The organism is Azospirillum sp. TSH58 (genome assembly GCF_003119115.1).
Classification (GTDB): domain Bacteria; phylum Pseudomonadota; class Alphaproteobacteria; order Azospirillales; family Azospirillaceae; genus Azospirillum.
Genome location: NZ_CP022364.1, coordinates 1,975,714 through 2,001,409, shown reverse-complemented (window position 1 = coordinate 2,001,409; position 25,696 = coordinate 1,975,714). Strand labels below are relative to the sequence as shown.

At 69.8% G+C, this 25,696-nt stretch carries 25 protein-coding genes and 1 tRNA gene; 8 read left to right on the top strand and 18 right to left on the bottom strand.

Going from position 1 to position 25,696, the window contains the following annotated elements; all coding sequences use genetic code 11:
* The first annotated feature begins 61 nt into the window (after positions 1–61).
* Both TSH58p_RS12945 and cobT read left to right on the top strand, forming a co-directional pair.
* The gene (locus TSH58p_RS12945; RefSeq protein WP_109070700.1) at positions 62–442 is read left to right on the top strand and encodes a GxxExxY protein; all 381 of its coding nucleotides are present in this window, start codon (positions 62–64) and stop codon (positions 440–442) included.
* A 92-nt stretch (positions 443–534) separates the two neighbouring features.
* Positions 535–2,400, top strand: coding sequence for a cobaltochelatase subunit CobT (cobT, locus tag TSH58p_RS12940; protein ID WP_109070699.1), 1,866 nt, complete (start codon positions 535–537; stop codon positions 2,398–2,400).
* A gap of 78 nt (positions 2,401–2,478) precedes the next feature.
* On the opposite strand, the gene TSH58p_RS12935 is transcribed toward cobT, so the two are convergent.
* Complete coding sequence (locus TSH58p_RS12935; RefSeq protein ID WP_014239253.1) at positions 2,479–2,991, bottom strand: invasion associated locus B family protein; 513 nt, start codon at positions 2,989–2,991, stop codon at positions 2,479–2,481.
* A 278-nt stretch (positions 2,992–3,269) separates the two neighbouring features.
* Here TSH58p_RS12935 and TSH58p_RS12930 point away from each other — a divergent pair, with 278 nt between their 5' ends.
* Positions 3,270–4,298: a Fe(3+) ABC transporter substrate-binding protein gene (locus TSH58p_RS12930; protein ID WP_109070698.1), complete on the top strand. Its 1,029-nt coding sequence runs from the start codon at positions 3,270–3,272 to the stop codon at positions 4,296–4,298.
* Between the two features lie 180 nt (positions 4,299–4,478).
* Here TSH58p_RS12930 and TSH58p_RS12925 read toward each other — a convergent pair whose 3' ends face one another.
* The 12 genes from TSH58p_RS12925 to ihfB all read right to left on the bottom strand — a co-directional run bounded on the left by TSH58p_RS12925 (position 4,479) and on the right by ihfB (position 14,487).
* Positions 4,479–5,327: a pirin family protein gene (locus TSH58p_RS12925; RefSeq protein ID WP_109070697.1), complete on the bottom strand. Its 849-nt coding sequence runs from the start codon at positions 5,325–5,327 to the stop codon at positions 4,479–4,481.
* Positions 5,328–5,430: 103 nt separating this feature from the next.
* Complete coding sequence (locus tag TSH58p_RS12920; RefSeq protein ID WP_109070696.1) at positions 5,431–7,155, bottom strand: iron ABC transporter permease; 1,725 nt, start codon at positions 7,153–7,155, stop codon at positions 5,431–5,433.
* Between the two features lie 130 nt (positions 7,156–7,285).
* Positions 7,286–7,936: a uracil phosphoribosyltransferase gene (upp, locus tag TSH58p_RS12915; RefSeq protein ID WP_109070695.1), complete on the bottom strand. Its 651-nt coding sequence runs from the start codon at positions 7,934–7,936 to the stop codon at positions 7,286–7,288.
* 123 nt (positions 7,937–8,059) lie between these two features.
* Positions 8,060–8,959, bottom strand: coding sequence for a diguanylate cyclase (locus tag TSH58p_RS12910; RefSeq protein WP_109070694.1), 900 nt, complete (start codon positions 8,957–8,959; stop codon positions 8,060–8,062).
* Between the two features lie 184 nt (positions 8,960–9,143).
* A complete protein-coding gene (locus TSH58p_RS12905; RefSeq protein ID WP_109070693.1) occupies positions 9,144–9,788 on the bottom strand; it encodes a phosphoribosylanthranilate isomerase in 645 nt (214 codons plus the stop codon).
* An 11-nt stretch (positions 9,789–9,799) separates the two neighbouring features.
* Positions 9,800–10,513: an orotidine-5'-phosphate decarboxylase gene (pyrF, locus tag TSH58p_RS12900; protein WP_109070692.1), complete on the bottom strand. Its 714-nt coding sequence runs from the start codon at positions 10,511–10,513 to the stop codon at positions 9,800–9,802.
* 105 nt (positions 10,514–10,618) lie between these two features.
* Positions 10,619–11,239: a hypothetical protein gene (locus tag TSH58p_RS12895; protein WP_109070691.1), complete on the bottom strand. Its 621-nt coding sequence runs from the start codon at positions 11,237–11,239 to the stop codon at positions 10,619–10,621.
* A 42-nt stretch (positions 11,240–11,281) separates the two neighbouring features.
* Complete coding sequence (locus TSH58p_RS33120) at positions 11,282–11,425, bottom strand: hypothetical protein (protein WP_014239243.1); 144 nt, start codon at positions 11,423–11,425, stop codon at positions 11,282–11,284.
* 115 nt (positions 11,426–11,540) lie between these two features.
* Positions 11,541–12,665: an FAD-binding oxidoreductase gene (locus TSH58p_RS12890; protein ID WP_109070690.1), complete on the bottom strand. Its 1,125-nt coding sequence runs from the start codon at positions 12,663–12,665 to the stop codon at positions 11,541–11,543.
* Between the two features lie 14 nt (positions 12,666–12,679).
* Complete coding sequence (locus tag TSH58p_RS12885; RefSeq protein ID WP_109070689.1) at positions 12,680–13,636, bottom strand: ornithine cyclodeaminase family protein; 957 nt, start codon at positions 13,634–13,636, stop codon at positions 12,680–12,682.
* An 88-nt stretch (positions 13,637–13,724) separates the two neighbouring features.
* Entirely contained in the window at positions 13,725–14,114 is a 390-nt protein-coding gene (locus TSH58p_RS12880; RefSeq protein WP_109070688.1) for a lipopolysaccharide assembly protein LapA domain-containing protein, read from the bottom strand.
* Positions 14,115–14,202: 88 nt separating this feature from the next.
* Positions 14,203–14,487, bottom strand: a complete 285-nt coding sequence (ihfB, locus tag TSH58p_RS12875; protein WP_014239239.1) for an integration host factor subunit beta — start codon at positions 14,485–14,487, stop codon at positions 14,203–14,205.
* A 275-nt stretch (positions 14,488–14,762) separates the two neighbouring features.
* Here ihfB and TSH58p_RS12870 point away from each other — a divergent pair, with 275 nt between their 5' ends.
* Positions 14,763–15,569, top strand: a complete 807-nt coding sequence (locus TSH58p_RS12870) for a DUF2189 domain-containing protein (protein WP_109070687.1) — start codon at positions 14,763–14,765, stop codon at positions 15,567–15,569.
* Positions 15,570–15,702: 133 nt separating this feature from the next.
* Here the strand turns inward: TSH58p_RS12870 and rpsA are convergent, their stop codons facing one another.
* The 4 genes from rpsA to ggt form a co-directional block, all read right to left on the bottom strand.
* Positions 15,703–17,412, bottom strand: coding sequence for a 30S ribosomal protein S1 (gene rpsA, locus TSH58p_RS12865; protein ID WP_041810874.1), 1,710 nt, complete (start codon positions 17,410–17,412; stop codon positions 15,703–15,705).
* Between the two features lie 155 nt (positions 17,413–17,567).
* Complete coding sequence (cmk, locus tag TSH58p_RS12860; RefSeq protein WP_109070686.1) at positions 17,568–18,230, bottom strand: (d)CMP kinase; 663 nt, start codon at positions 18,228–18,230, stop codon at positions 17,568–17,570.
* Between the two features lie 5 nt (positions 18,231–18,235).
* Positions 18,236–19,573, bottom strand: coding sequence for a 3-phosphoshikimate 1-carboxyvinyltransferase (gene aroA / locus TSH58p_RS12855; protein ID WP_109070685.1), 1,338 nt, complete (start codon positions 19,571–19,573; stop codon positions 18,236–18,238).
* A gap of 87 nt (positions 19,574–19,660) precedes the next feature.
* A complete protein-coding gene (gene ggt / locus TSH58p_RS12850; RefSeq protein WP_109070684.1) occupies positions 19,661–21,463 on the bottom strand; it encodes a gamma-glutamyltransferase in 1,803 nt (600 codons plus the stop codon).
* Between the two features lie 215 nt (positions 21,464–21,678).
* On the opposite strand from ggt, the gene TSH58p_RS12840 reads away from it, so the two are divergent.
* The 4 genes from TSH58p_RS12840 to TSH58p_RS12825 all read left to right on the top strand — a co-directional run bounded on the left by TSH58p_RS12840 (position 21,679) and on the right by TSH58p_RS12825 (position 23,729).
* Positions 21,679–22,071, top strand: coding sequence for a TIGR02300 family protein (locus TSH58p_RS12840; RefSeq protein WP_035671072.1), 393 nt, complete (start codon positions 21,679–21,681; stop codon positions 22,069–22,071).
* A gap of 141 nt (positions 22,072–22,212) precedes the next feature.
* Positions 22,213–22,288, top strand: a tRNA-Ala gene (locus TSH58p_RS12835).
* A 170-nt stretch (positions 22,289–22,458) separates the two neighbouring features.
* Positions 22,459–22,737, top strand: coding sequence for a hypothetical protein (locus TSH58p_RS12830; RefSeq protein ID WP_109070683.1), 279 nt, complete (start codon positions 22,459–22,461; stop codon positions 22,735–22,737).
* Positions 22,738–22,826: 89 nt separating this feature from the next.
* Positions 22,827–23,729, top strand: a complete 903-nt coding sequence (locus tag TSH58p_RS12825; protein WP_109070682.1) for a pirin family protein — start codon at positions 22,827–22,829, stop codon at positions 23,727–23,729.
* On the opposite strand, the gene TSH58p_RS12820 is transcribed toward TSH58p_RS12825, so the two are convergent.
* Positions 23,707–25,677, bottom strand: coding sequence for a molybdopterin biosynthesis protein (locus tag TSH58p_RS12820; protein WP_109070681.1), 1,971 nt, complete (start codon positions 25,675–25,677; stop codon positions 23,707–23,709). The two genes, TSH58p_RS12825 and TSH58p_RS12820, sit on opposite strands and share 23 nt — an antisense overlap.
* Positions 25,678–25,696 lie beyond the last annotated feature (19 nt).

Below are 25,696 nucleotides of genomic sequence, written 5' to 3'. Positions count from 1 at the left end.
CCGCAGCCTCCCCGGCAACAGGACAACACGGATTTCACGGATCTGAGCACGGATTTCACGGATGAGGGTCACTCTCGACCGCGACCTGGACGCCTTGACCGAGCACATCATTGGAGCCGCCTTCGAGGTCTTCAACACGCTCGGCCAAGGGTTCGTCGAGGCCGTCTACAAGAAGGCCCTTCTCTGTGAACTTCGCGAGCGCGGCCTGGATGCGGAACAGGAGGTTCCATTCCAGATCGGCTACAAAGGCTCGAACGTCGGCACCTACTTCGCCGACATCGTGGTGGCGCGCCGCGTCATCGTCGAGCTGAAGGTCGCCGATGCGCTGGCGCAGCCGCACAAACGGCAGGTCATCAATTATCTTCGCGCCAGCGGATTGCCGGTCGGCCTGTTGTTCAATTTCGGCTGTTCCAGCCTGACCTTCGCCCGTGTCCTGCCGTAACGGGGGAACATCCGTGAAATCCGTGCTTCGTCCGTGAAATCCGTGTCAATCTTGTCCGACGACCGCCGGACGCAGACTCAAGACAGCCCGCCATGACCGACCGTGAAAACCCCGTCGAGGCCTTCAAGCGCTCCACCGCCGCCGCGGTGCGGGCCCTCTCCCGCCGGGCCGACGTGCAGGTGGGCTTCTCCACCGAGCCGCCCGGCGTCGCCGGCCTGCGCGTGCGCATCCCCACCCCGGCGCGCGACCTGAACCCGCACGACGTCGCCACGCTGCGCGGCGCCGCGGACGCCGTGTCGCTGCGGCTGCGCTTCCACGACAACGCCATCCATCTCCAGCGCATGCCGCTGGGCGACAGCGCCCGCGCCGCCTACGACGCGCTGGAGCAGGCCCGCTGCGAGGCGCTGGGCGCCAGCCACATGCCCGGCGTCGCCGCCAACCTGGAGGCGGCGCTGGACGAGCGCTACCACAAGCAGGGCTTCGAGCGGCTGGAGGAGCGCGAGCAGGTCCCCCTGCCCGAGGTGCTGCGCCTGATCGCCCGCGAGGCGATGACCGGAGCCGCCCCGCCCCCCGCCGCCGAGCACGCGGTCAGCCTGTGGCGCGGCTGGATCGAGGAGCGGCTGGGCAAGGACCTGCACGGGCTCGCCGGCCACATGGCCGATCAGGACGCCTACGCCCGCGCCGTGCGCAAGCTGCTGACCGAGCTGGACATGGAGGTCGGCAACGACCCCGACGAGCCGCAGGAGCCGGAGGAGGACGAGCGCGACTCCGGCGAGAACGAGAACGAGCCGAACAAGGGCCAGACCCAGGGTGAGGACGACACCCAGAGCCAAGCCGAATCGATGACCTCGCAGGAGACCCAGGAGTCCGACCAGGGCGAGCAGGCCGAGGAGGGCACCGGCGAGGAGGGCGACACCGAGATGGGCCAGGGCGAAGGGGCGGAGGAGCCCGCCGGCCCCGGCCAGCCCTGGCGCCCGGAGGCGCGCGGCCGCAACGAGCCCGACCCCAACGCCTACAAGCCCTTCACAACCCGCTTCGACGAGGTGGTCGACGCCGCCGAGCTGTGCGACCCGGAGGAGCTGACCCGGCTGCGCCACATGCTGGACCAGCAGCTCGTCCATCTCCAGGGGGTGATCTCCAAGCTCGCCAACCGCCTGCAGCGCCGCCTCCTGGCCAAGCAGCAGCGGTCCTGGGAGTTCGATCTCGACGACGGCATCCTCGACGCCGCCCGTCTCGCCCGCATCGTCGTGAACCCGGTCCTTCCCCTCTCCTTCAAGAAGGAGAAGGAGATGGACTTCCGCGACACGGTGGTGTCGCTGCTGATCGACAACTCCGGCTCGATGCGCGGGCGGCCGATCTCCATCGCCGCGATGAGCGCCGACATCCTGGCCCGCACGCTGGAGCGCTGCGCGGTGAAGGTGGAGGTGCTGGGCTTCACCACCCGCGCCTGGAAGGGCGGACAGGCGCGCGAGCATTGGATCGCCTCCGGCAAGCCCGCCAACCCGGGCCGCCTGAACGACCTGCGCCACATCATCTACAAGGACGCCGACCAGCCCTGGCGCCGCGCCCGCAAGAATCTCGGCCTGATGCTGCGCGAAGGCATCCTGAAGGAGAACATCGACGGCGAGGCGCTGATGTGGGCGCACAACCGCCTGATCGGGCGGCCCGAGCAGCGGCGGATCCTGATGGTCATCTCCGACGGCGCGCCGGTGGACGATTCGACCCTGTCGGTCAACGCCGGCAACTATCTGGAGCGGCACCTGCGGCAGGTGATCGAGTACATCGAGACCCGCTCGCCGGTGGAGCTGGTGGCCATCGGCATCGGCCACGACGTGACCCGCTACTACCGCCGCGCCGTCACCATCGTGGACGCCGAGCAGCTGGGCGGCACCATGATGAACAAGCTGGCCGAGCTGTTCGACGAGGACGACCGCCGGGGCCGCACCGGCTGGCGGTGAGGCCGACAGGAAGCCCGAAAACGACAACGGCGCGGATCACTCCGCGCCGTTTTCACTGATGCCGTCCGGTTCGTCCGGTCACTGCAGGCTGCGCTGCATCTCTTCGAAGTTGCGCGAGAAGCCGTTCAGCGGGAAGTCGATGTCGCGCTTGCCGGCGCGCAGGAAGTTCACGCGGACCAGCACCGTGGAGCCGTTGCGGAACTGGTCGACCACGCGGCCCGACACGAAGTTCGGGAACATGCACATGTTCAGCGTGGCGATCTGCGTCTCAATGCGCGGCTGGCGGTCGACGCGGATGGCGCAGTTGTCGATCATGCCCTGGCTGGTCGTCAGGAACAGGTGGTAATCGTTGCCGGTCGGGATGACGCTCAGCGCCACGAAGCCGACTTCCTTGCCGTCGTCGAACAGCCGGTAGTTCATCAGCCGGCAGACCTTGGTGTCGGTCATGCGGTCGATCTCGCAGCGGCTGGTCCAGGCGCCCTCCGGGCCGTACTCGGCGGCGGATTTGGAGAAATCGACGGCGGAGGCCGGCGTAACGGCCAGCGCGGACAGCAGCGCCGCACCAAAAGCGAAGAGACCTGTCCAACGCATCCTGACGCTCCCCATCTGTCGTCCCGATCGGCCGCTCGTGATCCCGCCCGACGGCGGGCACCGCGAACGGATTATAGGCATACCCCAAAGACGAACAAGCCTTTACACCTTTGGTTGGCGTCTTAGTCCCGGATGATCGTCCCGCTCCGCATCCTTTTTGAATATTGAGAACGGTTATCATTCACGCTTGACACCCTGCCCCCTGAATGCTCAAGTCGGCGCATGAGAACGCCTCGCAATTGCGGGCGTGAACCGACAAGAATTCGGGAGTCATGAGGATGCACATCGGATCGCGCGGCGTGTTTGCCGCCACCTTCGCCGCGACGCTGCTGGCCATGACCGGCCTCGCCAGCGCCGCTGAGGTGAACATCTACTCCGCGCGCCATTACGATGTGGACAAGGACCTCTACGACGCCTTCACCAAGAAGACCGGCATCAAGATCAACGTCATCGAGGGCAAGGAAGAGGAGCTGATCGAGCGGATGAAGACCGAAGGCGGCAACAGCCCCGCCGACGTGTTCATCACCGTCGACGCCGGCCGCCTGTGGCGCGCCCAGGAGGCCGGCCTGCTCCAGCCGACCCGCTCCAAGGTCATGGAGGAGGCCATCCCGGCCCACCTGCGCGAGCCGGAAGGCCATTGGTTCGGCATCTCCAAGCGCGCCCGCATCCTGGTCTACAACAAGGCCTCGGTGAAGCCGGACGAGATCAAGACCTACGAGGAGCTGGCCGATCCGAAGTGGAAGGACCGCGTCCTCGTCCGCTCCTCGACCAGCGTCTACAACCAGTCGCTCGTCGGCTCGCTGCTCGCCGCCCATGGCGAGAAGGCGACGGAGGAATGGGCCAAGGGCGTCGTCGCCAACATGGCGCGCAAGCCGCAGGGCGGCGACACCGACCAGATCAAGGGCGTGGCCGCCAACGAAGGCGACGTGGCCGTGACCAACACCTACTACTTCGCCCGCATCGCCTCCTCCACCAAGCCGGAGGACAAGGCCATCGCGGACAAGCTGGGCGTGATCTTCCCCAACCAGAACGACCGCGGCACCCATGTGAACGTCTCCGGCGCCGGCGTGATGAAGAACGCGCCGAACAAGGAGCAGGCCGTCCAGTTCCTGGAGTATCTGGTCAGCCCCGAGGCCCAGAGGATGTTCACGGAAAAGAACTACGAGTACCCGATCGTCGCCGGGGCCGAGACCGCGCCGGTGCTGGTCACCTGGGGCAAGTTCAAGGAAGACCCGCTGAACGCCGCCGTCTACGGCAAGAACAACGCCGAGGCTCTGAAGATCATGGATCGCGCCGGCTGGAAGTAAGCCACCGTCCGGCGTAACGAAGGGGCGCGTCCCAGCGGTGGAGACGCGCCCTTTTCGTTTGTAAAATTTAAAGCGGATTGCAATCCGCTTTGGACCGCGACGGCGGACCCGGCCGCACATGCGGCCGAAGCCCGGCCGGCAAATGAGGCCATGTGAGTCTAAAGCGAATGAAAATTCGCTTTAGAACTTGCCCTCTTCGTAGTCGCGGTAGGCCTGCATCACCTCCTCGCGGCTGTTCATGACGAAGGGGCCGCCCCAGGCCACCGGCTCGCCGATGGGCCGCCCGGAGAGCAGCAGGAAGCGCGCGCCGGACGGGCCGGCGGTGATCTCCGCCCGATCGCCCTCGCCCAGCACCAGCACCCGCGGGCCGCCCAGCCGGACGGAACTGCCGGGTGCCACCACCGACCCCTCGAAGACCACCAGCGCCGCCGCGTGACCGGCGGGCACCGGCTCGGAGAAGGCAGCACCCGCCGGCAGGGTGACGTCGAAATAGCGGGCCTCGGTCGGGCCGCTGCGCACCGGGCCGGCGGTGCCGTTGCCGGTGGTCCCGGCGATCACCGTCACCGTCGTCCCGCCCTCACGCGTCTCGACTGGAATGCGGTCGGCGGCGAACTCCTGATAGGCGGGCTCCGACATCTTCAGCCGCGCCGGCAGGTTGATCCAGAGCTGGAAGCCCTTCATCAACCCTTCGGTCTGCTCCGGCATCTCGGAATGGATCACGCCGCGCCCCGCGGTCATCCACTGCACGCCGCCGGTCTCGATCACGCCCTCATGGCCGTGGTTGTCCCAGTGGCGCATGCGCCCGGCCAGCATGTAGGTGACCGTCTCGAAACCGCGGTGCGGATGGTCGGGGAAACCGGCCAGATAGTCCTGCGGCGTGTCGGACCCGAAATAGTCCAGCATCAGGAAGGGGTCGAGCATGCGCAGGCGCGGCGTGCCGACCATGCGGGTCATGCGCACGCCGGCCCCGTCGGACGCCTCCATGCCTTCGACGGCGGTCAGGACGGGACGGACGGTTTCGGCGGTCATCGGACGCTCTCCTCAAGCAGTGTGCTGAGAGAGAGGTATTCTTTCCGGACCGCCGGATAAAGCCCCAGCGCCGCTCAACACTGTTGCGGCGGGGGCAACAGCCTCACTCGTCCGTCTGGCCGGGGCGGGAGCGGCTGATCGACAGGCTGAGCAGGATCACCGGCACGATGCCCACCGCGACGATGGCCAGCGCCCCGGTGGCGGCCTCGGTCAGCCGCTCGTCGGAGGCCAGCGTGTAGACGCGCACGGCCAGCGTGTCGAAGTTGAAGGGCCGGACGATCATCGTCGCCGGCAACTCCTTCATCACATCGACGAAGACCAGCAGGCCGGCGGTCAGCAGGCTGCCCCACATGATCGGCGCGTGCACCCGGATCAGCGTCCGCCCCGCCGTGTGGCCGAGCACGCGCGAGGCGAAGTCCATCGTCGGGCGGATCTTGCCCAGGCTGGCCTCGATCGTGTTGAAGGACACCGCCAGGAAGCGCACCAGATAGGCGAACAGCACCGCCGCGATGGTACCGCTCAGCAGCAGGCCGGTGGACACCCCGAAGGTCTGGCGCATGAAGGCGTCGACGGCGTTGTCGAGATGGGCGAAAGGAATCAGCACGCCCACCGCGATCACCGAGCCGGGAATGGCGTAGCCCATGGCGGCGACGCGCACAGCGCCCTTCAGCAGCGGCGTCGGGCGCAGCCGCTGCCCGTAGGCCAGGACCAGCGCCAGCGACACCGCCAGCACCGCTGCCAGCGCCGCCAGCGTGAAGCTGTTGCGGGCCAGCGTCAGGAACACCGGGCCGAAGGCCTGATCCCCGGCGGTGACCGCCATGCGGACCAGCAGCCCGGCGGGCAGCAGGAAGCCGAGCAGCAGCGGCAGGCCGCAGGCCGTCATGGCGGCGGCGGCGCGCCAGCCCTTCAGCTCATGCTTCGGCAGGCGGCGGTAGCGGGTGGTGGTGTGGTGGTAGCGGGCCTGACGGCGCGACCAGCGCTCCATCAGCACCAGCACCAGGACGAACATCATCAGCACCGCGGCCAGCTGCGCCGCCGCCACCGGCTGCCCCATGGCGAACCACGTCCGGTAGATGCCGGTGACGAAGGTGTTCACCGCGAAATACTGCACCGTGCCGAAATCGGCCAGCACCTCCATCAGCACCAGCGCCAGGCCGGCGACGATGCTGGGGCGGGCCAGCGGCAGCGCCACCGTGAAGAAGCTGCGCCACGGCCCGCGGCCGAGCGTGCGGCTGACCTCCAGCACGCAGACGGACTGCTCCAGGAAGGCGGCGCGCGACAGCAGATAGACGTACGGGTAGAGCACCAGCGTCATCATCAGCGCGGCGCCTTCGAGCGTACGGATGTCGGGAAACCAGTAGTCCCGCCGCGACCAGTGGAAAACCTCGCGCAGCGCGGTCTGCACCGGGCCGACGAACTGGAGCAGGTCGGTGTAGACGTAGGCCATGACGTAGGCCGGCACCGCCATCGGCAGCAGCAGCGCCCATTCCAGCATCCGGCTGCCGGGGAAACGGCACATGGTGACCAGCCAGGCGGTGCCCACCCCGATGACCAGCGTGCCCACCCCCACCCCGAAAACGAGGCGGACGGTGTTCAGCAGATACTCCGCCAGCACCGTGTCGACCAGATGCTGCCACACCCCGTCCGTCGGCACGAAGACGCGGCTGATCACCGCCAGAACCGGCAGGGCGACCAGCGCCGCGATCACCAGCGTCGCCAGCGTCCAACCGCTGAAACCGACGCGATGCCACAGGGAGGAGTGGAAGCCGGCGGCCTGAACCGGGCCGCCCGGGGCCGGGCCGGGGGTTTGAAAGGTGTCCGTCGTCAAGGCAGGTTGCGCCCATAGGGATGTGTCGAACGGGACCCCTATGGTGTCACACTGTGCGAATAACTCGCAATGACAACATGCCGCATCCCCTTCCCCCGGCGGTATGACAGGGATGCGGCTGCCGTTGCGGTTACTTGGTGCCGAACATGCGGTCGCCCGCGTCGCCCAGGCCGGGGACGATGTAGGCGTTCTCGTCCAGATGGCTGTCGAGCGAGGCGGTGAAGACCTTCACCCGCGGGTGGGCGGCGGCGAAGACGCGCATGCCCTCGGGCGCCGCGACCAGCGCCATGAAGCGGATGTTCTCGTCGTCCACGCCGTGGCGGTTCAGCACGTCGCAGGCGTGGACGGCGGAGTTGCCGGTCGCCAGCATCGGATCGACGACGATGAACAGGCGGCCCTCCGCCTCGGGCAGCTTCACCAGATACTCGTGCGGCATCTTGGTGTCGTGGTCGCGGTAGAGGCCGATGTGCCCCTCGCGCGCCGACGGCACCAGCTCGTGCAGGCCCTGGGCCATGCCGAGCCCGGCGCGCAGCACCGGCACGATGGCCAGCTTCTTGCCGGCGATGACCGGCGCGTCCATGGGCTGGAGCGGCGTGTCGATCCGCTCGGTCGTCAAGGGCAGGTCGCGGGTGATCTCATAGCCCATCAGCAGCGAGATTTCGCGCAGCAGGGTGCGGAAGCCGCCGGTGGAGCGTTCCTTGGCCCGCATCAGCGTCAGCTTGTGCTGGATCAGCGGGTGGTCGAGGACGAACAGATTGGGAAATTCGGAATTGGTGCGCATGGATCTCGTGCCGCGGCCTGTCTAGGCCCCGATCCTAACCCGGCGGACCCGCTTCGGCCAAGCCGCCCTTAAGCGATGCCGCCGGATGCGCCCGCAAATCACCCATCCCGGACCGGAAAGGAATTACCGACGGGTCGGCGCGGCGTCCACGGGTTGATCCAGCCCATAGCGGACCACGCGGTTGCGCCCGCTGTTCTTCGCCTGATAGAGGGCGCGGTCGGCGCAGACCACCATGTCCTCCACCGGGAGCCCCTCCCCGGCCTCGACCAGTCCGAAGGAGGCGGTGACCGCGATCCGCCGCCCGTCCGGCAGCGCCACCGGGGTCCGCGCCAGTTCGCCGCGCAGCCGCTCGATGACCCGGAACCCCTCGGCGAGGCCGGTTTCCTTCAGGCAGATCAGAAACTCCTCCCCGCCCATGCGGAAGGCCTCGTCGAAGCTGCGGATGCCCCGGCTGATGGCGGCGGCGGTGGCGGCCAGGACGCGGTCGCCGATGTCGTGACCGTAGGTGTCGTTGATGCCCTTGAAGCGGTCGATGTCGCAGATGGCGACGCAGAAAGCCGGGCCGTTCCGGCGGAAGCGGTTGTGCTCGCGCTCCAGCGCCTCCTGCATGCCGCGGCGGGTGCGCAGGCCGGTCAGCGGGTCCAGCCCGCTCGCCGCCGCGCCGAAGGCCCGTTCGACCCGGCGCAGATGCAGGACGAACTCCTCGAAGCGGGCGATCACCCCCTCATAGTCGGCCTCGCTGGGACTCTCGCCGCCGGCCGCCTTCAGGAGAAGCAGCTTGGCCTTGCGGTGCATCTGCTCGTGCAGGGTGACCAGCTTCTCCACGGCGGGCTGGTGGGCCAGATCGTCGGCGTTGACCGCCACGCACCACGCCGCGAAGGAGGCCGGGGCCGACACCCGCTCACCCCCCTGCCCGCCGCGGAAGAAGACGGCGCGGTGCCACTGCCCGATCCATCGCAAATGCTCGTCGAGCACGAGGCCGAGGCTGTCGGATGGCGAGCGTGTGTCGGACGAGCTGGTCATCGGGCTTGCACGGCTTCCCTTCGGACACATCCACCGGTCGCGGCTGGCGGATGCCAACAGTATCGCACGAAGTCATAACGCCCGTCCGCAACCCGGTCGTGCGATTAAGTTGTGCCCGTCCGCCAAAAGGGAAAGCCCAGCGGTACCATCAAATTTTATTCAAATGCCTCGCTGCGGCGACACGTCACAGCCCGGCCACGCTGTCGAGGAAGCGGCGGATCAGTTCCGGGTCCTTGTGACCGGGGCGGTCCTCCACGCCCGACGACACGTCGAGCGCCGTGGCGCCGGTCGTCCGCACGGCCTCCGCCGCGTTCTCCGGCTTCAGCCCGCCGGACAGCATCCAGGGCTTCGGCCAGCTCCGCCCGGCGAGTAGCGTCCAGTCGAAGGCGATGCCGTTGCCGCCCGGCAGCGCCGACACCTTGGCCGGCGGCTTGGCGTCGAACAGCAGCCGGTCGGCGACCTCGGCCGCCTCCAGCGCGGCGGCCAGATCCTCCGGCCCACCGACCTTGATCGCCTTCATCACCGGGATGTTGAAGGCGGCCTTCACCTCGGCGATGCGGCGCGGCGTCTCCTTGCCGTGGAGCTGGATCAGGTCGAAGGGGACCTGGCTGACCACATGCTCCAGGAAGTCGTTCTCCGGATCGACGAACAGCCCGACCGTGCGCACGCCGGTGGGGACCAGCCGCGCCAGCTCCGCCGCCATGGACGGCGCGATGGAGCGCGGGCTCGGCGGGTAGAAGACGAAGCCGACATAGCGCGCCCCGCCGGATACCGCGGCGTGCAGCGACAGGGGCTCAGTGAGGCCGCAGATCTTCACGCTGACGGGCATGGCGCGGGTCCTTACAGTTCCGAAACGATGCGTCGGGCGGCGGCTTCCGGATCGGCGTCGCCGGTGATCGGGCGGCCGATGACCAGATGGTCCGCCCCGGCGGCCAGCGCCTCGGCGGGGGTCATGACGCGCTTCTGGTCGTTGGCGGCGGCCCAGGCGGGGCGGATGCCCGGCACCATCAGGATGAAGTCCGGCCCGCAGGCCTCGCGGATCAGCGCCACCTCGGCGGGGGAGCAGACGACGCCGTCCACCCCGGAGTCCTTGGCGAGCAGCGCCAGCCGCTTCACCTGATCAGCCACCGGAACGCTCTGGCCGACGGCCTGGAGGTCGGCGGCGTCCATGCTGGTCAGCACGGTGACGGCGAGGATCTTCGGACGCTCCGCGCCGGCGCCCGCCGCGGCCTCCGCCGCCGCGCGCATCATCGCCGGGCCGCCGGAGGTGTGGATGGTCAGGAAGGCCGGCTTCAGCGGCAGCGCCGCCCGGATGCCGCCCGCCACCGTGTTGGGGATGTCGTGCAGCTTCAGGTCGAGGAACAGCGGCGGACCATCCTCGCCGATCACCGCGCGGATGCCCGCCGGGCCATGGGCGATGAAGAATTCCAGCCCCAGCTTGATCCCGCCGACCACCCCCGCGATGCGCCGGCCGAGGTCGCGGGCGGTGTCGAGGTCGGTCGTATCGACGGCGCAGAAGATGCGCGAGGCGGGCGCGATGCTGGGCGTGCTCATGGAAAAACGGCTCTCCGGACCCTGGACGATGGTGACGGGGCGCAGCCTAACAAGGGCCGGCGGCAATCACCAGACTTCCGGGGGCCGGAGAGATATTAGGAAACGTTACTCGCGGTTCACATCGACGCGGCCGGTCGGGGTCGAGACCGGGGTCGCCGCCGGGGCGGCGGTCGGCGTGGCGGCCGGAGCGCCCGCCGCCGGGTTGGCGCCCTGCGTGTTGACGTCGCGCAGCGAAGCGGCGGCGGCGCGGCGGCGTTCCTCGGCGACCTGCTCGCTGTCGTAATCGGCGGTGCCGGCGTCGTAACCGCTCCAGCCGGCCTCGCGGTAGCCCTGCGCCCGGCCGGGGATGTCCACCGAGCCGTGGCGCTGCATGACGGTCAGCGCGGAGTCGCACATCGCCTCATCGACCCGGCCGACCAGCAGCACGCCGCCGCGGCGCACGCCCTCCGCGAACACCTCCGCGTCCTCCCGCGTCACGCCGACGCCGGTCAGCATGGAGACGCGGCGGTCGCGGGCGTCGAAATTCGGGTCCTGCCCGAAATCGGCGGCGTGGCGCCAGCTTTCCAGCCGGTTCTCGGTGGCCAGACTGGCCGAGGAGCCCAGCTTCGCGCTGTCGGCGCCCATCATGGTGAAGTCCTGCCGCAGATTGGCGGCCTCCAATTCGCTCAACGCGCGTTCGGCGCCGGACAGATCGTCGTACAGCGCGACAATGGTCTTCTTGTTCATGAACCCGCTCCTGTGCTGGTCCGATCCGGACGTGGTCCGGACTCAGAGGAAGAAATAGAGGAGGGCGAGGACCACCAGCACGACCAGCGCGATGACCCACCAGTTCATGGAGCCGGCCGCACCGCCCGTCGCCGTCCGGTTGCCGTCCGTGTCATAGACACCCACTTTGCGAGGTTCGTCGGCCATGGATGCTTCACTCCCTGTCGGTAAGGCTTCAGCCAACACAGGCTGATTGCCCTCTCAACAGGGGTGGAGCCGCACCGTTCCGCCGGTTCCCGGAGGGGCGGCGCCGGGAGAGCGCTCAGCGCCCGGCGGCCCAGTCCGGCAATTGCGACGCTTGCGCCGGATCGCCGACCGGATCGGCGATGGCGCCCGCCAGCGCCTCGCCCAGCGCCGGGGCGAACTTGAAGCCGTGGCCGGAGCAGGCGCTCATCAGCCAGCAGCGGGCGGACAGCGGCTCGACGACGAAGCGCTCGTCGTCGGTCACCGTGTAGAAGCAGGTCGCCGCGTTGGCGAGGCTGTAGCGGTGGCCGTCCGCCAGCACCCGGCGGGCGCGGTCCAGCACGTCGCGCGCCTCGTCCGGATCGGGGTCGCGGTCGGCGTCCGGGTCGCCGACGCGCGAGAAGCGGTGGTCGCCCGCCTTCATCGTCGTGCCGGCCACCGGGGGCACGACGTAGACCCCGCTCTCCCCGTCCGCGTCGATCAGCATCGGCGCCTTGGCCCAGACGCCGCGCAGCCCCTCCGGCGGCATCAGATAGGCCACCACCTGCCGCGACGGGGTCAGGCGCGCCGCCGTCTCCGGCAGCAGCTTCGTCACCCAGGCCCCGGCGGCGACGACCAGGGCGTCGGCGCCGATGGTCCGGCGGTCGGCGAGCGTCACGGTGGCGCGCTCCGCGTCGATCGCCGTCACGGGGGCACGCGCGTGAACCGTCACCCCCAGCGCGTTCAGATGATGGCTGAGCAGCTCCACGATGCGCCCGGCGAGCAGCACGCCGCCCGACTCGAGATGCAGCCCCTCGGCCACCGCGTTGGCGTCGACCAGCGGGAATTCCGCGGCGAGCTGCGCCGGGGTCAGGCGGCGGAAGGGATGGCCCAGCGATTCCAGCACAGCGGCGCTGTCGGCCAGCCAGCGCCGCCCGTCCTCCGCCGAGGCGGTGCAGAGCGTGCCGCTGGGAACCAGCAGCCGTTCGCCCAGGTCGCCCCACAGCCGCTCCCAGGCCTGGAGCGCGCGGTCGGTCATGCGGGCGTAGCCGGCGCTGGCGCCGTAGGCGTGGCGGAACAGCCGGTGCTGGTCCACGGAGCTGCCGAAGGGGTTGGGCACCTGGCCCTGGTCGAAGACCGCGACCTCGTGCCCGGCGCGGGCCAGCGCCCAGGCCGTGCACAGCCCCATGATGCCGGCGCCGACGACGGTGATGCGGAGAGTCATGATGGGAAAACGCCTTAACGGATCGTGTCGTTGTGGATCACCATCTCCACCGCCAGCTGGGCGGCGCAGAGGTCCTCCAGCGCGGTGCCGACCGACTTGAACAGGGTGATCTGGTCGTAGAAGCGGCGGCCGGCGCGCTGGCCGCGGGTGAGGTCGTAGAGGTCGCCGGCGATGTCCGCGTCGGTCAGGATGCCGGCCTTCATCGGCTGGACGATGTCGCCCGCCTCCGTGCAGGCCCCCTCGCGGGTGTCCACGAAGACGCGGGAGCGGCGGATGCAGTCGTCGTCCGCCTCGCGCATCTCCGGGGTGAAGCCGCCGACGAGGTCGAGATGGGCGCCCGGCTGAAGCCATTCGCCGCGGATCAGCGGCTCCTTCGCCAGCGTGGCGCAGGAGATCACCTGGGCGCCGCGCACCGCCCCCTCCAGGTCGGCGGTGGCCTCGATGCGGAATTTCGGGCGGTGGAAGCGGCTCGCCACCTTCTTCGCCTTCTCGAGGCTGCGGCCCCAGACCAGCACATGCTTGATCGGCAGGACGGTGGCGAAGGCCTCGATCAGCTCGGGCGCCAGCGCCCCGGTGCCGACCATCAGCAGCCGTTCCGAGTCGGGCCGCGCGAGGTAGGAGGCGGCGAGCGCGGAGGCCGCCGCGGTGCGCCGCTTGGTCAGCGCGGTGCCGTCCAGAACCGCCTGGGGCATCCCCGTCCTGCCGTCCATCAGCAGGTAGATGCCCTGCACCGCCGGCAGATCCTTCGCCCCGTTGTCGGGGAAGACGGTGACCACCTTGACGCCGATGGACTGGTTGACCTGCCACGCCGGCATCAGCAGCAGCGTGCCGTCGTTCCGGCCATAGGTCTCGACCGTGTGGTGGTGCCGCATCGGCACCTCGACCCCGGCGCGGAAGGTCTGCCGCATGCGCTCGATCAGCATGCGGAAGTGCAGGACGGATTTCAGCTCGGCTCCGGTGACGGTGCGCATCGGCGGCTCCCTCCACAGGTCCGGCAAAGCGGAACCCCCCTCCCGCCCCCCAGCCGGACGGGAGGCCGAAGGGGATGCCGGCGGGCGGTCAGTGGACCGTGGTCGCCGGCAGGGCGGCGCCGGAGCCGGTCACCGCGGGCAGGCCGCCGGTGCCGGACACCGGACGGTTCATCTCCGCCAGACGCTTCTCCGCGGCGGCGGCGCGGACCTGCGTCTCCTTCAGCTCGCGCTCCAGGTAGGACACGCGGTCGGAGGAGCGGCGGGCGCGGCGGCGGTGGCGGCGCTGGGCGTTCCAGGCGACGACTCCGCCGGCCAGGAAGCCGATCACCAGCGCCACCAGCGTGGCGAGGTAGACCGGAACCTCCAGCGTGAAGGGCAGCGGCCAGAGCGACAGCGTGACCAGGCCACGGTTGGAGATGGCGAACAGCACCGCGGCCAGCGCGATGGGAACGGCGATGATGAGGGCGATGAAACGCACGGGTATGGTCCTCGTGTCCGTGGTCGGGGACCGGGGCAGCGCCGGGTCCGGGCCGATGAATCAGTGACAGGCTGTCAATGAACGGAAATCATTCGTCGGTGTTCAAGCGCTCGCGCAACTGTTTTCCGGTCTTGAAGAAGGGGATCGCCTTCTCGCCCACCTCGACGGCTTCGCCCGTGCGCGGGTTTCGGCCGGTGCGGGCGTCGCGACGCTTGACGGAGAAGGCGCCGAACCCGCGCAGTTCCACCCGGTCGCCGCGGGCGAGCGCTTCGGAGATCTCGTCGAAGATGGTGCCGACGATCTTTTCGATGTCGCGCTGGTACAGATGCGGATTGCGCTCCGCGAGCCGTTGAATCAGCTCTGATTTGGTCATGGCGATTCCGTTTCCCCCGGTTCGAGCGCCCTTGGACCGCGCTCCTTGACCTGCGCGCAAGCGTGCCACCGGGTCCGGTGACCGTCAAGCTAAGCCTTTCTGGCGGAACCCTTTTCCCGGCAACGCTCCGGCTTGCCCGATCACCGTCCGGAAAAAGGCCCGAAATGTGATTAATCCGTCTTACGGATTGCCTTTGATCACACCATTTCCGATGACATGGATGGAACGGTCCCCGTCGCCGAACGCGGTTGGAGGGACGCGGTTGGAGGTTCGCCATGACGCACGCCCATCACACCGGCCCCGCCGACCCGCTGGCCGGCCTGCCCTACGCGGACCGCGTCCGCACCGTCACCGCCGCCCAGGCGCTGGGCTGGCTGCGGGCCGGCTGGGCGGACCTGCGGGCGTCGGGCTGGGTCAGCCTCGCCTACGGCGCCCTGTTCGTGGCCATCGGCTTCGCGCTGACCGGCGGGCTGGTGCTGGCCGGGATGGCCTATCTGATCGCGCCGATGATCGGCGCCTTCCTGCTGATCGCCCCGCTTCTGGCGCTCGGCCTCTACCGGATCTCCAAGGACGTCGAGGAGGGGCGGCGGCCCAGCCTGTGGCGGGCGCTGACCGCGTGGCGGGCCAACCCCTACCACATCCTGACCGCCGGCCTGATCCTGATGCTCTATGTGATGATCTGGGCGCGGATGAACGTGGTGGCCTTCGCCCTGTTCTTCCCGCACGAGGCCATCGCGCTCGATCATTTCGTGGCGCAGATGTTCAGCCTGGACGGTCTGGTCTTCACCGCCTTCATCACGGCGCTGGGCTTCGCCTTCGCCGCCTTCGCCTTCATCACCAACGTCACCGCCCTGCCGATGATGATGGACCGCCCGGTGGACGTCTTCGCGGCGGCGGTGGCCTCGGCCATGGCGGTGCTGCGCAACCCGCGCGTCATGGCGCTGTGGGCCGGGCTGATCGTGCTGGTGACCGGCGCCGGGCTGCTGACCGGCTTCCTCGGGCTGATCGTCGCCCTGCCCCTGGTCGGGCACGCGAGCTGGCACGCCTACCGCGATCTCATCAAGGAGGACGAGGAGGGATGAGGGACTGACGCGTTAAAAAGGAAAAAGCCGCCGCGGGGTGACCGCGGCGGCTTTTTCTTTGGCGTAGGTGCGGGAGACTGGCCCCCTCCCCGGCCCTCCCCCGCTTTCGCAGGGGAGGGAGATGGGAAGGACCTTACTCCTCGCCGGTCTGCTGCTTGCGCTTCAGAGCCGCACCCAGGATGTCGCCCAGCGAGGCGCCCGAGTCGGACGAACCGTACTCGGCCATCGCCTGCTTCTCCTCCTCCATCTCGCGGGCCTTGATGGACAGCGAGATGCGGCGGGAGCCGCGGTCGATCTGGGTAACCTTCGCGTCGACCTTCTCGCCGACGGCGAAGCGGTCCGGACGCTGCTCCGAACGGTCGCGGGACAGATCCGACTTGCGGATGAAGCCGGTGTAGCCCTCGCCGACCGTCACCTCGATGCCACCGTCGGTGACCTGGGTCACGGTGCAGGTGACGACCTCGTTCTTCTTCAGGCCGGCCGTGGCAGCCTCGAACGGATCGTTCGCGAGCTGCTTGATGCCGAGGGAGATGCGCTCCTTCTCGACGTCGACGTCCAGGACCTTGACCTTGACGCGGTCGCCCTTCTTGTACTCGGCGATGGCCTCCTCACCCGACTTGTTCCAGTCGAGGTCGGACATGTGGACCATGCCGTCGATGTCGCCCGGCAGACCGACGAACAGACCGAACTCGGTGATGTTCTTGACCTCGCCTTCCAGCTCCGTGCCCGGGCCGAACTTGTCGAGGAAGGTCTCCCACGGGTTGTCCAGGCACTGCTTGAGGCCCAGGCTGATGCGGCGCTTCTGCGGATCGACGTCCAGGACCATGACCTCGACTTCCTGCGAAGTCGACACGATCTTGCCCGGATGGACGTTCTTCTTCGTCCAGGACATCTCCGAGACGTGCACCAGGCCCTCGATCCCCGGCTCCAGCTCCACGAAGGCGCCGTAGTCGGTGATGTTGGTGACGCGACCCTTGAACCGCGAGCTGACCGGGTACTTGGCTTCCACGCCTTCCCACGGATCGGCTTCCAGCTGCTTCATGCCGAGGCTGATGCGCTGGGTCTCCGGGTTGAAGCGGATGACCTGGACCGTGACGGTCTGGCCGATCTGCAGGGCCTCGGACGGGTGGTTGATGCGGCGCCACGCGATGTCGGTGACGTGCAGCAGGCCATCGACGCCACCCAGATCCACGAACGCGCCGTAGTCGGTGATGTTCTTGACCACACCCTGCAGAACCTGGCCTTCCTTGAGGTTGGCCACCAGCTCCGAACGGGCCTCGGCGCGGCTCTCTTCGAGCACAGCGCGACGCGACACGACGATGTTGCCGCGCGAGCGGTCCATCTTCAGGATCTGGAACGGCTGCGGGGTGCCCAGCAGCGGGGAGATGTCGCGGACCGGACGGATGTCCACCTGCGAACCCGGCAGGAACGCCACGGCGCCCGACAGGTCGACGGTGAAGCCGCCCTTGACGCGGCCGAAGATGACGCCGGTGACGCGGGTCTGGTCCTGGAAGGACTTCTCCAGCAGCGCCCAGGCCTCTTCGCGCTTGGCCTTCTCACGCGACAGAACGGCTTCGCCGTTCTTGTCTTCCATGCGCTCCAGATACACCTCGACGGTGTCGCCCGCCTTCAGCTCGGGCGGCTGGCCGGCAACGGCGAATTCCTTCAGCGCGACGCGGCCTTCCGACTTCAGGCCGACGTCGATGGTGACCATGTCGTTCTCGACGGAGACGACGCGGCCCTTGACGACCGAGCCTTCGAGGGACTCGGCCGTGCCGAGCGACTCCTCGAGCAGAGCCGCAAAGCTTTCCTTCTCGCCGGTCCGGGCCATAGCTTGTGCCATTGAAACTCCTAAGGTTGGCCGAAAGCGATCCCGCCATGGTCCGTCCCGCGGCAAAACGGGCCGGCCCCCGATGGGACCACCGCGCCGGGCACCACGCCCGGCGACTTGGTTGACATATGTTCCGTTGGAGGGCCGAAGCGCCCGGACCCTGATGCTCAGACCTTGGGGCCGAAACCGGTTTTCGTTCCGATAAAGGCGGTCGCCGCTGCGAACGCCTGGTCGGCGTCGAGGGCGGAGGTATCAAGCACAAAAGCGTCGGCAGCCGGCAGGAGCGGTGCTACCGTCCTCTGGCTGTCGCGCGCGTCACGGGCCTTCATGTCCTCCAGGACGTCGGACGGTATAGCCGGAATCCCGCGTTCCCGCAACTCCTTGAGTCGCCGCTCGGCCCGCACCTCCACGGAAGCGGTAACGAACAGCTTGGCATCGGCGGTCGGGCATACGACCGTCCCGACGTCCCGCCCGTCCAGCACCGCCCCCGGCGCGCCGCCGGGCGGGGTCGCGGCGAACGTCCGCTGGAAATCGAGCAGCGCGGCCCGCACCGCCGGCACCGCGGCGACCTTCGACGCCGCCTGCGCCGCTTCGTCGCTGCGCAGGGCCGGGTCGTTCAGGATGCCGTCGTCCGGCCGCAGCCCACGGGCGGCCTGTGTCGCGGCCTCCGCATCGGCCGGGTCGCCGCCCGCGCGCAGGACACTGACGCCGACGGCGCGGTAAAGCGCGCCGGTGTCGAGATGCGCGAAGCCGTAGGCCTGGGCGACCCGCTTGGACAGCGTGCCCTTGCCCGCCGCGGCGGGCCCGTCGATGGCGATGACCCGTCCCATCGCCCTCAGACCCCCGCGATCTTCGCGCCGACGCCGTTCATCAGGGCGACGAAGCCGGGGAAGCTGGTGTCGATGAAGGCGCCGTCGTCCACCTGCACCGGCTCGGCCGTGGCCATGCCCAGCACCAGGAAGCTCATGGCGATGCGGTGGTCCATGGCGGTGGCGACGGTGGCGCCGCCCTGCGGCGGCTTGCCGGTGCCGTAGACGGTCAGGCTGTCGTCGGCCCCGACCTCCACCTTCACGCCGCACTTGGTCAGCCCGTCGGCGACCATGGCGAGGCGGTCGCTCTCCTTCACGCGCAGCTCCTTCAGGCCGAGCATGACGGTGGTGCCTTCCGCGCAGGCGGCGGCGGCGGCGAGGATCGGGTATTCGTCGATCATGCTGGGGGCGCGGTCCGCCGGGACGACGATGCCCTTCAGCGGGCCGTGCTTCACCCGCAGGTCGGCCACCGGCTCGCCCGCCTCGTCGCGGCGGTTCTCGAAGGCGATGTCGGCGCCCATCTCGACCAGCGTGTCGTAGAGGCCGGTGCGGCGCGGGTTCATGCCGACACCGGGGAGCAGCAGCTCCGAGCCGGGGCGCAGCAGGGCCGCGACCGCTGGGAAGGCGGCGGAGCTGGGGTCGGCGGGCACGACGATCTCACGCCCGGTCAGCTCGGGCTGGCCGACGACGGAGACGGCCAGGGAGCCGTCCTCCATCCGCTCGGTCGTGACGGTGGCGCCGAAATGGCGCAGCATCAGCTCGGTGTGGTCGCGGGTCGGCTCCGCCTCGATCACCGTGGTGGTGCCGGCGGTGTTCAGGCCGCAGAGGATGATCGCCGACTTGACCTGGGCGGAGGCCACCGGCAGCCGGTAGGTGATCGGCACGGTGCGGTCGCTGCCGACCACGGCCAGCGGCAGCCGCCCGCCGGACCGCCCGACGAAGCGCGCCCCCATCTGCTCCAGCGGGCCGGTCACGCGGGCCATCGGACGCTTGTTCAGCGAGGCGTCACCGGTGAAGACGCAGGTGATCGGGTGCGACGCGACGAGGCCCATCAGCAGGCGCGCCGCCGTGCCGCTGTTGCCCATGTCGAGCACCTGCGTCGGCTCGCCCAGCCCGCCCAGACCGACGCCGCGCACGCGCCACACGCCGTCCCCGCCGCGCTCCGCCTGGGCGCCGAGCAGACGCATGGCGGCGGCGGTGTTCAGCACGTCCTCCCCTTCCAGCAGGCCGTGGATGACGGTCTCGCCCACCGCAACGGCGCCCAGCATCAGCGACCGGTGCGAAATGGACTTGTCGCCCGGCACGCGGATGGTGCCGGCCAGCGCGCCGGTGGAGGATGAGCGAAGCGGCTTCGCCTGCAGCATGGGAGGGCTCCCCAGACAAGAATGTGACCAGGGCGGAGTACCTAGCACAGCGGGAAGGGCGATGCGAGCGATGCGCGGCTCTAGCGATCAGTCCCCGACCGCCACCCCCTCGCGCCGGGTGTCGGCGCCGCCGGACAGCCCCTGGCCGGTCACCACGATCGCCTGGGTGCCGGAGGTCAGCTCCATCGCCTTGACCGTGTGCCCCCGCGCCTCCAGCGCGGCGATCCAGCCCTCCGCCTCGGTGCCCTGCTCCAGCTCGGTCGGGCCGTTGCGGCTGCCGAAATTGGGAGCGTCCACCGCCGCCTGCGGGTCGAGGTTCCAGTCGAGCAGGGCGACCAGCGTCTTGCCCACGTAATTGATGATGTTGCTGCCGCCCGGCGACCCCACCGAGGCCACCAGGGCGCCGTCGCGGAAGACCAGCGTCGGCGCCATCGAGCTGCGCGGGCGCTTGCCCGGCTCCACCCGGTTGGCGACCGGCTTGCCGTCCTCCGTCGGGGTGAAGGCGAAGTCGGTCAGCTCGTTGTTCAGCAGGAAGCCGCGCACCATCAGGCGGGAGCCGAAGCCGTCCTCGATGGTGGTGGTCATGGCGACCGCGTTGCCCGCCCCGTCCACCACCGAGATGTGGCTGGTCCCATGCTCCTCGGCTTCGGCGAAGCCCCAGGCGCGGCCTTCCCGGAAGGGCGGCTCGCCCGGCTGCGCCTTGCCCATGGACCGCTCGCCGACCAGGGCGGCGCGGCCCGCCAGATAGCCGCGGTCGAGCAGCCCCTTCACCGGCACCGACACGAAATCCGGGTCGGCCAGATAGAGCCCGCGGTCGGCGAAGGCGAGTCGCCCGGCCTCCGACAGCCAGTGCGCCGCCAGCGCCGGGTCGCCGCGGGTGGCGGCCATGTCGCGTCCCTCCAGGACGGCCAGCATCTGCAGCACCGCGACCCCGCCGGAGCTGGGCGGCCCCATGCCGCACAGGGTGTAGGCGCGATAGGGACCGCAGACCGGTTCCCGCTCCTTCACCCGATAGGCCTTCAGGTCGGCCTCGGTCATGTCGCCGGGGTTGGTGGGATGGCCGGTGACCGCCGTGACGAGGTCGGCGGCGATCGGCCCCTCGTAGAAGGCGGCGGAGCCCCTCTCGGCGATGGCGCGCAGGGTCGCCGCGAACTCCGGATTCTTCAGCACATGGCCGACCGGCCAGGGCGTGCCGTCCGGCTGGTAGAAATAGGCGCGCGCCGTGGGGTTGGCCGGCAGGTGCTTCTCCATCGCCAGCTGGCCGTTCAGCCGGGGGCTGACCGTGAAGCCGGTCTCGGCCAGCGCGATGGCGCGCTCGAACAGGCGGGGCCAGGGCAGCTTGCCGTGCGTGCGGTGGGCGTGCTCCAGCAGCATCACCGTGCCCGGCACCCCGACGGACCGCCCGCCGACCACCGCGTCGTAGAAGGGCATCGGCTTGCCGTCCGCTCCCAGGAAACGCTCCGGAGTCGCCGCGGCGGGCGCCGTCTCGCGCCCGTCGAGGGAGGTCACCGTCTTCGTTGCGGCATCGTAATGGACCAGGAAGGCGCCGCCCCCGATGCCGGAGCTTTGCGGCTCCACCAGATTGAGGACGAGCTGCACGGCGATGGCCGCGTCCACCGCGCTGCCGCCCGCGCGCAGGATCTCCCGCCCGGCTTCCGCCGCCAGCGGATTCGCGGCGGCCACCATGTACCGGGTGGCGGTGTCGACGCCGCGGCTGCCGCGTCCGGTCGCGCGCTCCGGCGCCACGTCACCCGCGGCGGAAGGCGCTGTGGGTGACGCTGTGGAGGGCGCCGTGGAGGACGCCGTCTGGGCCAGGGCCGCCAGCGGCAGCGCCGCCAGCAGGCCGGCGGACAGCAGCGCCCGCCAGCGGCGGGACAGCAGGATCGGCATCGGGTTCCTCCCCCATTATCATGGTATCCTTGCCGGCGGCCCGGAGGACCACCGCAGGGTGAAGTTTGTCACCGGCCGGCGCCTCCGCCAGTTTGCCGGCGACATTCAGCGAACTTTTTTTTGACAAGCGCCCGCTGGCGTGGCAAAGGGCGCGGCTTGTAATTCTTGCAATTCCCGAATTGGGCATTCCCTAGGAACGTGACGGAGGACGAGGCGTGGCCAAACCCGAATGGGGCGTCAAGCGCATCTGCCCGAGCTGTGGCGCGCGCTATTACGATCTGCGCAAGGACCCGCCGGTGTGCCCGAGCTGCGGAGCGCAGTTCGATCCCGAGGCGTTGCTGAAGTCCCGCAAGGCGCGCCCGGCGCCGGTCGACGATGTCAAGAAGGCCCCGGTGGTCTCCTCGGAGGACGAGGAAACCGAGACCGAGGAAGAGGAGTCGACGGAACTCGATGAGGTCGAGGACGACGTGTCCGTCGACGACATCGAGGAAACCGACGAGACTCCCGAGGACGAGGACGATGTCCTGATCGAGGACACCTCGGAGCTGGGCGAGGACGACATGGACGAGGTCGTCGACGTCGAAGGCGAGGACGAGGAGGAGCGCTGATCCGCGCTCCCCTAGGAAGGAGGGGTGCGGTGGGGTGGAAAAAGGTGGGTGGGGCCGAATTTTTCTCTTGCATCGGCCCCCCGTCCTGACCAATATCCCGCTCCACCGAGGCAGGCCGCAAGGCTCGCCACCCAGAGTTTCGGGGCCATAGCTCAGCTGGGAGAGCGCTACAATGGCATTGTAGAGGTCAGGAGTTCGATCCTCCTTGGCTCCACCAAATACCCGAAGGGCCTGCGCTGCACCGCGCGGGCCCTTCGGCGTTTCGGGTCCTTTTTTCTTCCCATTCCCCCCTCCGCCACCGTCTTGACAGGCGTCAAGGAAGGCTTTTTGGTCGGGCGGCACCTTCGGCTTCCGCCGATTCCCCTTCCCTCCCGCTTCGGACACGCCATGGCCGACATCCTGATCGCCAACACCCTGACGGGCGACACCACCCTGGGCGCGCTGAACGCCGTCGATCCGGACGCCGTGGGCCGTCTGGCGCAGATCCACCCGGTCTTCAACCCCGGAGTCGGCGTGCCGGACAGCGCCAGCCTGGGCGATCTCGCCAAGGCCACCGGCATCCCGCTGGACGTGCTGCTGGCCACGGCGCGCGGCGCCATCCACGTCACCGCCCCGGCCGGCGGCTGCGGCTGCGGAAGCGGCGGCTGCGGCACCCCCAGGCACTGAGCGCTTTCCCCCTCCCATTCGCGGCGCCGGACCCCACCTGTTGGTGGCACCCACCATTGGGAACAGGCTTCGGGAACGGGAGGACAAGCATGACGACGGCGCCAACATCGACCGAGTCTCCGGACGGCTGGCTGGAAACGGTGGTCGTCCCGCGCACCAGCGACATCGGCGGGTTCGAGGTGCGGCGCGCCCTGCCCTCCGTCCGCAAGCGGATGGTCGGGCCGTTCGTCTTCCTCGACCAGATGGGGCCGGCGATCCTCAAGGCCGGGGCGGGCATCGACGTCCGCCCCCACCCGCACATCGGGCTGGCCACCGTCACCTATCTGTTCGATGGCGAGATCCTGCACCGCGACAGCCTGGGCACCGTCCTGCCGATCCGTCCGGGGGCGGTGAACTGGATGACCGCCGGGCGCGGCATCGCCCATTCCGAACGCTCCGCCACCGACGAGCGCGGGCGCGACCGGCTGCTGTCGGGCATCCAGTCCTGGGTCGCCCTGCCCAAGACCCATGAGGAAACCGACCCCGCCTTCGTCCATCTCGGCGCAGACGAGCTGCCGGTGGTGGAGGGCGAGGGCAAGCGGCTGCGCGTCGTCGCGGGCGAGGCGTACGGTGTACGTTCGCCCATGAACACCCTGTGGGACACGCTGTACGTCGATGCCTCGCTGGACGCCGGCGCCCGCCTGCCCATCGACCGCGAGACGGAGGAGCGGGCGCTCTACATCGCCGACGGCACCGTCACCATCCACGGCGACCGCTTCGAGGCCGGGCGGCTCCTGGTGCTGCGCCCCGGCGACGCGGTGACGGTGGAGGCCGAAACCGCCGCCCGCCTGATCCTGTTGGGCGGCGCCGTCATGGACGGCCCGCGCCACATCTGGTGGAACTTCGTGTCCAGCCGCCAGGACCGCATCGAACAGGCCAAGGCCGAATGGAAGGCCGGGCGGTTCGACGCCGTTCCCGGCGAGACGGAATTCATTCCGCTTCCGGAACGGTAAAGCCCAGAGCCGTCAGCCTCTCCCGCACCGCCGGATCGGCCAGCGCCGCCAGGAAGCGCCGGACCGCCGGCCGTTCCCGGCGGTCGTTGGGGATCACGAAGTCGTAATGCTCCGCCTGCAGGGGCAGGAAGCCCAGCCCGTAGAGGGTGGCGACGCTTTCGATGGCGACGCCCCAGTCGGCGCGGCCCTGGGCCACCGCCACCGCCACGGCGTTGTGCGACTTGGCCTGCGACCAGTAGCCGGTGGGGCGCGCCGCCCCCAGCAGCCGGTCGGTCAGGATGCGCGTGCCGCTGCCGGCGTTGCGGTTGACCAGGATGCAGTCGGGGTCCTGCGCCGCCGCCAGACCGGCCTCCTCGGCCGTTCCGCCCTCGAAACGAGTGTCGCCTTTGCGGAAGACGATGCCCTGGAGGCGGCGGTAGCCGGTCACGAGGCCGAGCGCCGGGGTCAGGAAGGGGCGGTTGTACGCGCCGCTCTTGGGGTCCATCAGGTGGATGGCCGCCACGTCGCATTCGCCGCGCCGGGCGGCGGCGAGCCCGCCCATCGAGCCGACGTTCAGCGCCTTGACCGTCAACCCTTCCCCGACGAGCTGGCCGGTGATGGCGTCCAGCCCGACGCAATGGCTGCCGATCACGATCAGGTCGGCGGGGCGGGTGTCGCGCCCGATGCGCTGGACCGACACCGGGGTGCCGGCCTCCACCGCCTCGGCCTGCGGGTCGATGGCGATGAAGCCGTCCGCCGCGCTGAAGGCGGTCACCGCGCCGGAACCCTTGGACAGCGGATAGGCCGCCAGAGCGCCGTCGGCCCCGCGCACCAGCGAGACCATGACATATTCGGTCCGGCCCCGTTCCGATCCCAGCCGCATCGGCACCGTCGCCTCCACGCTCTCCTTCGCGGCGGGCGGCAGGCCGGCCAGCGCGCGCAGCACCGGGGCGACGAACTCGTGGAAGGTGAACATGGCGGAGGTCGGGAAGCCGGGCAGGATCACCACCGGCTTGCCCTTCGTTACGGCGAGGCACAGAGGCTTGCCGGGCTTCAGCGCGACGCCATGCGCAACGATGCCGGGGTCGGTCAGGCGGCTGACGATGCGGTAGGACAGGTCGCCCGCCCCCTTCGACGTGCCGCCCGACAGCAGCAGCGCGTCGCAGGCCAGCCCCTGCTCGACCAGCGGGGCCAGCTCCGCCTCGTCGTCGCGGGCGATGCCCAGCCGGACCGCCTCCCCGCCCAGCTCCTCCACCGCGGCGGCGAGGATGGCGGCGTTCGAATCATAGACGGCGCCGGTCCGGATCGGCGCGCCCGGCGCGACGATCTCGTCGCCGGTGGACAGGATCGCCACGCGGGGGCGGCGGACCACCGACACCTCGGCCCGCCCGATGGCGGCCAGCACGCCGATCTCGCGGGAGGTCAGCAACTGCCCGCGGCGCATCACCGTCTCGCCGCGCCCGATGTCCGACCCGGCGGCGGCGACGAAGGCGCCGGGCACCACCGGCTTGCGGATCTCCACCAGAAGGGCGTCGCCCTCCTCATGCGACTCGGTGTGCTCGACCATCACCACGGCGTCGGCGCCGCGCGGCAGCATGCCGCCGGTGGCGAGCACCGTGGCCGTTCCGGGGGCGACGGTCAGGGACGGGACGCGCCCGGCCGACAGCACTTCCTCGTTCAGACGCAGAACGACCGGCGTGTCCTCGCCCGCCCCCTGGGTGTCGGCGGCGCGCACCGCGAAGCCATCCACCGAGGAACGGTCGAAGCCGGGCACATCGACCTCCGCCACCACGTCGGCGGCCAGGACGCGGCCCAGCGCGGCGCCCAGCGGCACCGTCTCCGCCCCCTTGGGCGTCAGGTCGAGATGGCGGCGGAACCGCGCCTCGGCCTCGTCGCGGCCCACCACCTCGAGAAACTGCTCCTGCCGGGCCGCCTGGGCGACAAAACGCCGGATGTCCTGTTGGGACACGCCCCTCCCCCCTCGTTTG

Coding starts and splice junctions, on each gene's coding strand:
- TSH58p_RS12945 (WP_109070700.1), top strand. CDS start 62: ATGAGGGTCACTCTCGACCGCGACCTGGACGCCTTGACCGAGCACATC.
- cobT (WP_109070699.1), top strand. CDS start 535: ATGACCGACCGTGAAAACCCCGTCGAGGCCTTCAAGCGCTCCACCGCC.
- TSH58p_RS12935 (WP_014239253.1), bottom strand. CDS start 2,991: ATGCGTTGGACAGGTCTCTTCGCTTTTGGTGCGGCGCTGCTGTCCGCG.
- TSH58p_RS12930 (WP_109070698.1), top strand. CDS start 3,270: ATGCACATCGGATCGCGCGGCGTGTTTGCCGCCACCTTCGCCGCGACG.
- TSH58p_RS12925 (WP_109070697.1), bottom strand. CDS start 5,327: ATGACCGCCGAAACCGTCCGTCCCGTCCTGACCGCCGTCGAAGGCATG.
- upp (WP_109070695.1), bottom strand. CDS start 7,936: ATGCGCACCAATTCCGAATTTCCCAATCTGTTCGTCCTCGACCACCCG.
- TSH58p_RS12910 (WP_109070694.1), bottom strand. CDS start 8,959: ATGACCAGCTCGTCCGACACACGCTCGCCATCCGACAGCCTCGGCCTC.
- TSH58p_RS12905 (WP_109070693.1), bottom strand. CDS start 9,788: ATGCCCGTCAGCGTGAAGATCTGCGGCCTCACTGAGCCCCTGTCGCTG.
- pyrF (WP_109070692.1), bottom strand. CDS start 10,513: ATGAGCACGCCCAGCATCGCGCCCGCCTCGCGCATCTTCTGCGCCGTC.
- TSH58p_RS12895 (WP_109070691.1), bottom strand. CDS start 11,239: ATGAACAAGAAGACCATTGTCGCGCTGTACGACGATCTGTCCGGCGCC.
- TSH58p_RS33120 (WP_014239243.1), bottom strand. CDS start 11,425: ATGGCCGACGAACCTCGCAAAGTGGGTGTCTATGACACGGACGGCAAC.
- TSH58p_RS12890 (WP_109070690.1), bottom strand. CDS start 12,665: ATGACTCTCCGCATCACCGTCGTCGGCGCCGGCATCATGGGGCTGTGC.
- TSH58p_RS12885 (WP_109070689.1), bottom strand. CDS start 13,636: ATGCGCACCGTCACCGGAGCCGAGCTGAAATCCGTCCTGCACTTCCGC.
- ihfB (WP_014239239.1), bottom strand. CDS start 14,487: ATGACCAAATCAGAGCTGATTCAACGGCTCGCGGAGCGCAATCCGCAT.
- TSH58p_RS12870 (WP_109070687.1), top strand. CDS start 14,763: ATGACGCACGCCCATCACACCGGCCCCGCCGACCCGCTGGCCGGCCTG.
- rpsA (WP_041810874.1), bottom strand. CDS start 17,412: ATGGCACAAGCTATGGCCCGGACCGGCGAGAAGGAAAGCTTTGCGGCT.
- cmk (WP_109070686.1), bottom strand. CDS start 18,230: ATGGGACGGGTCATCGCCATCGACGGGCCCGCCGCGGCGGGCAAGGGC.
- aroA (WP_109070685.1), bottom strand. CDS start 19,573: ATGCTGCAGGCGAAGCCGCTTCGCTCATCCTCCACCGGCGCGCTGGCC.
- ggt (WP_109070684.1), bottom strand. CDS start 21,463: ATGCCGATCCTGCTGTCCCGCCGCTGGCGGGCGCTGCTGTCCGCCGGC.
- TSH58p_RS12830 (WP_109070683.1), top strand. CDS start 22,459: ATGGCCGACATCCTGATCGCCAACACCCTGACGGGCGACACCACCCTG.
- TSH58p_RS12825 (WP_109070682.1), top strand. CDS start 22,827: ATGACGACGGCGCCAACATCGACCGAGTCTCCGGACGGCTGGCTGGAA.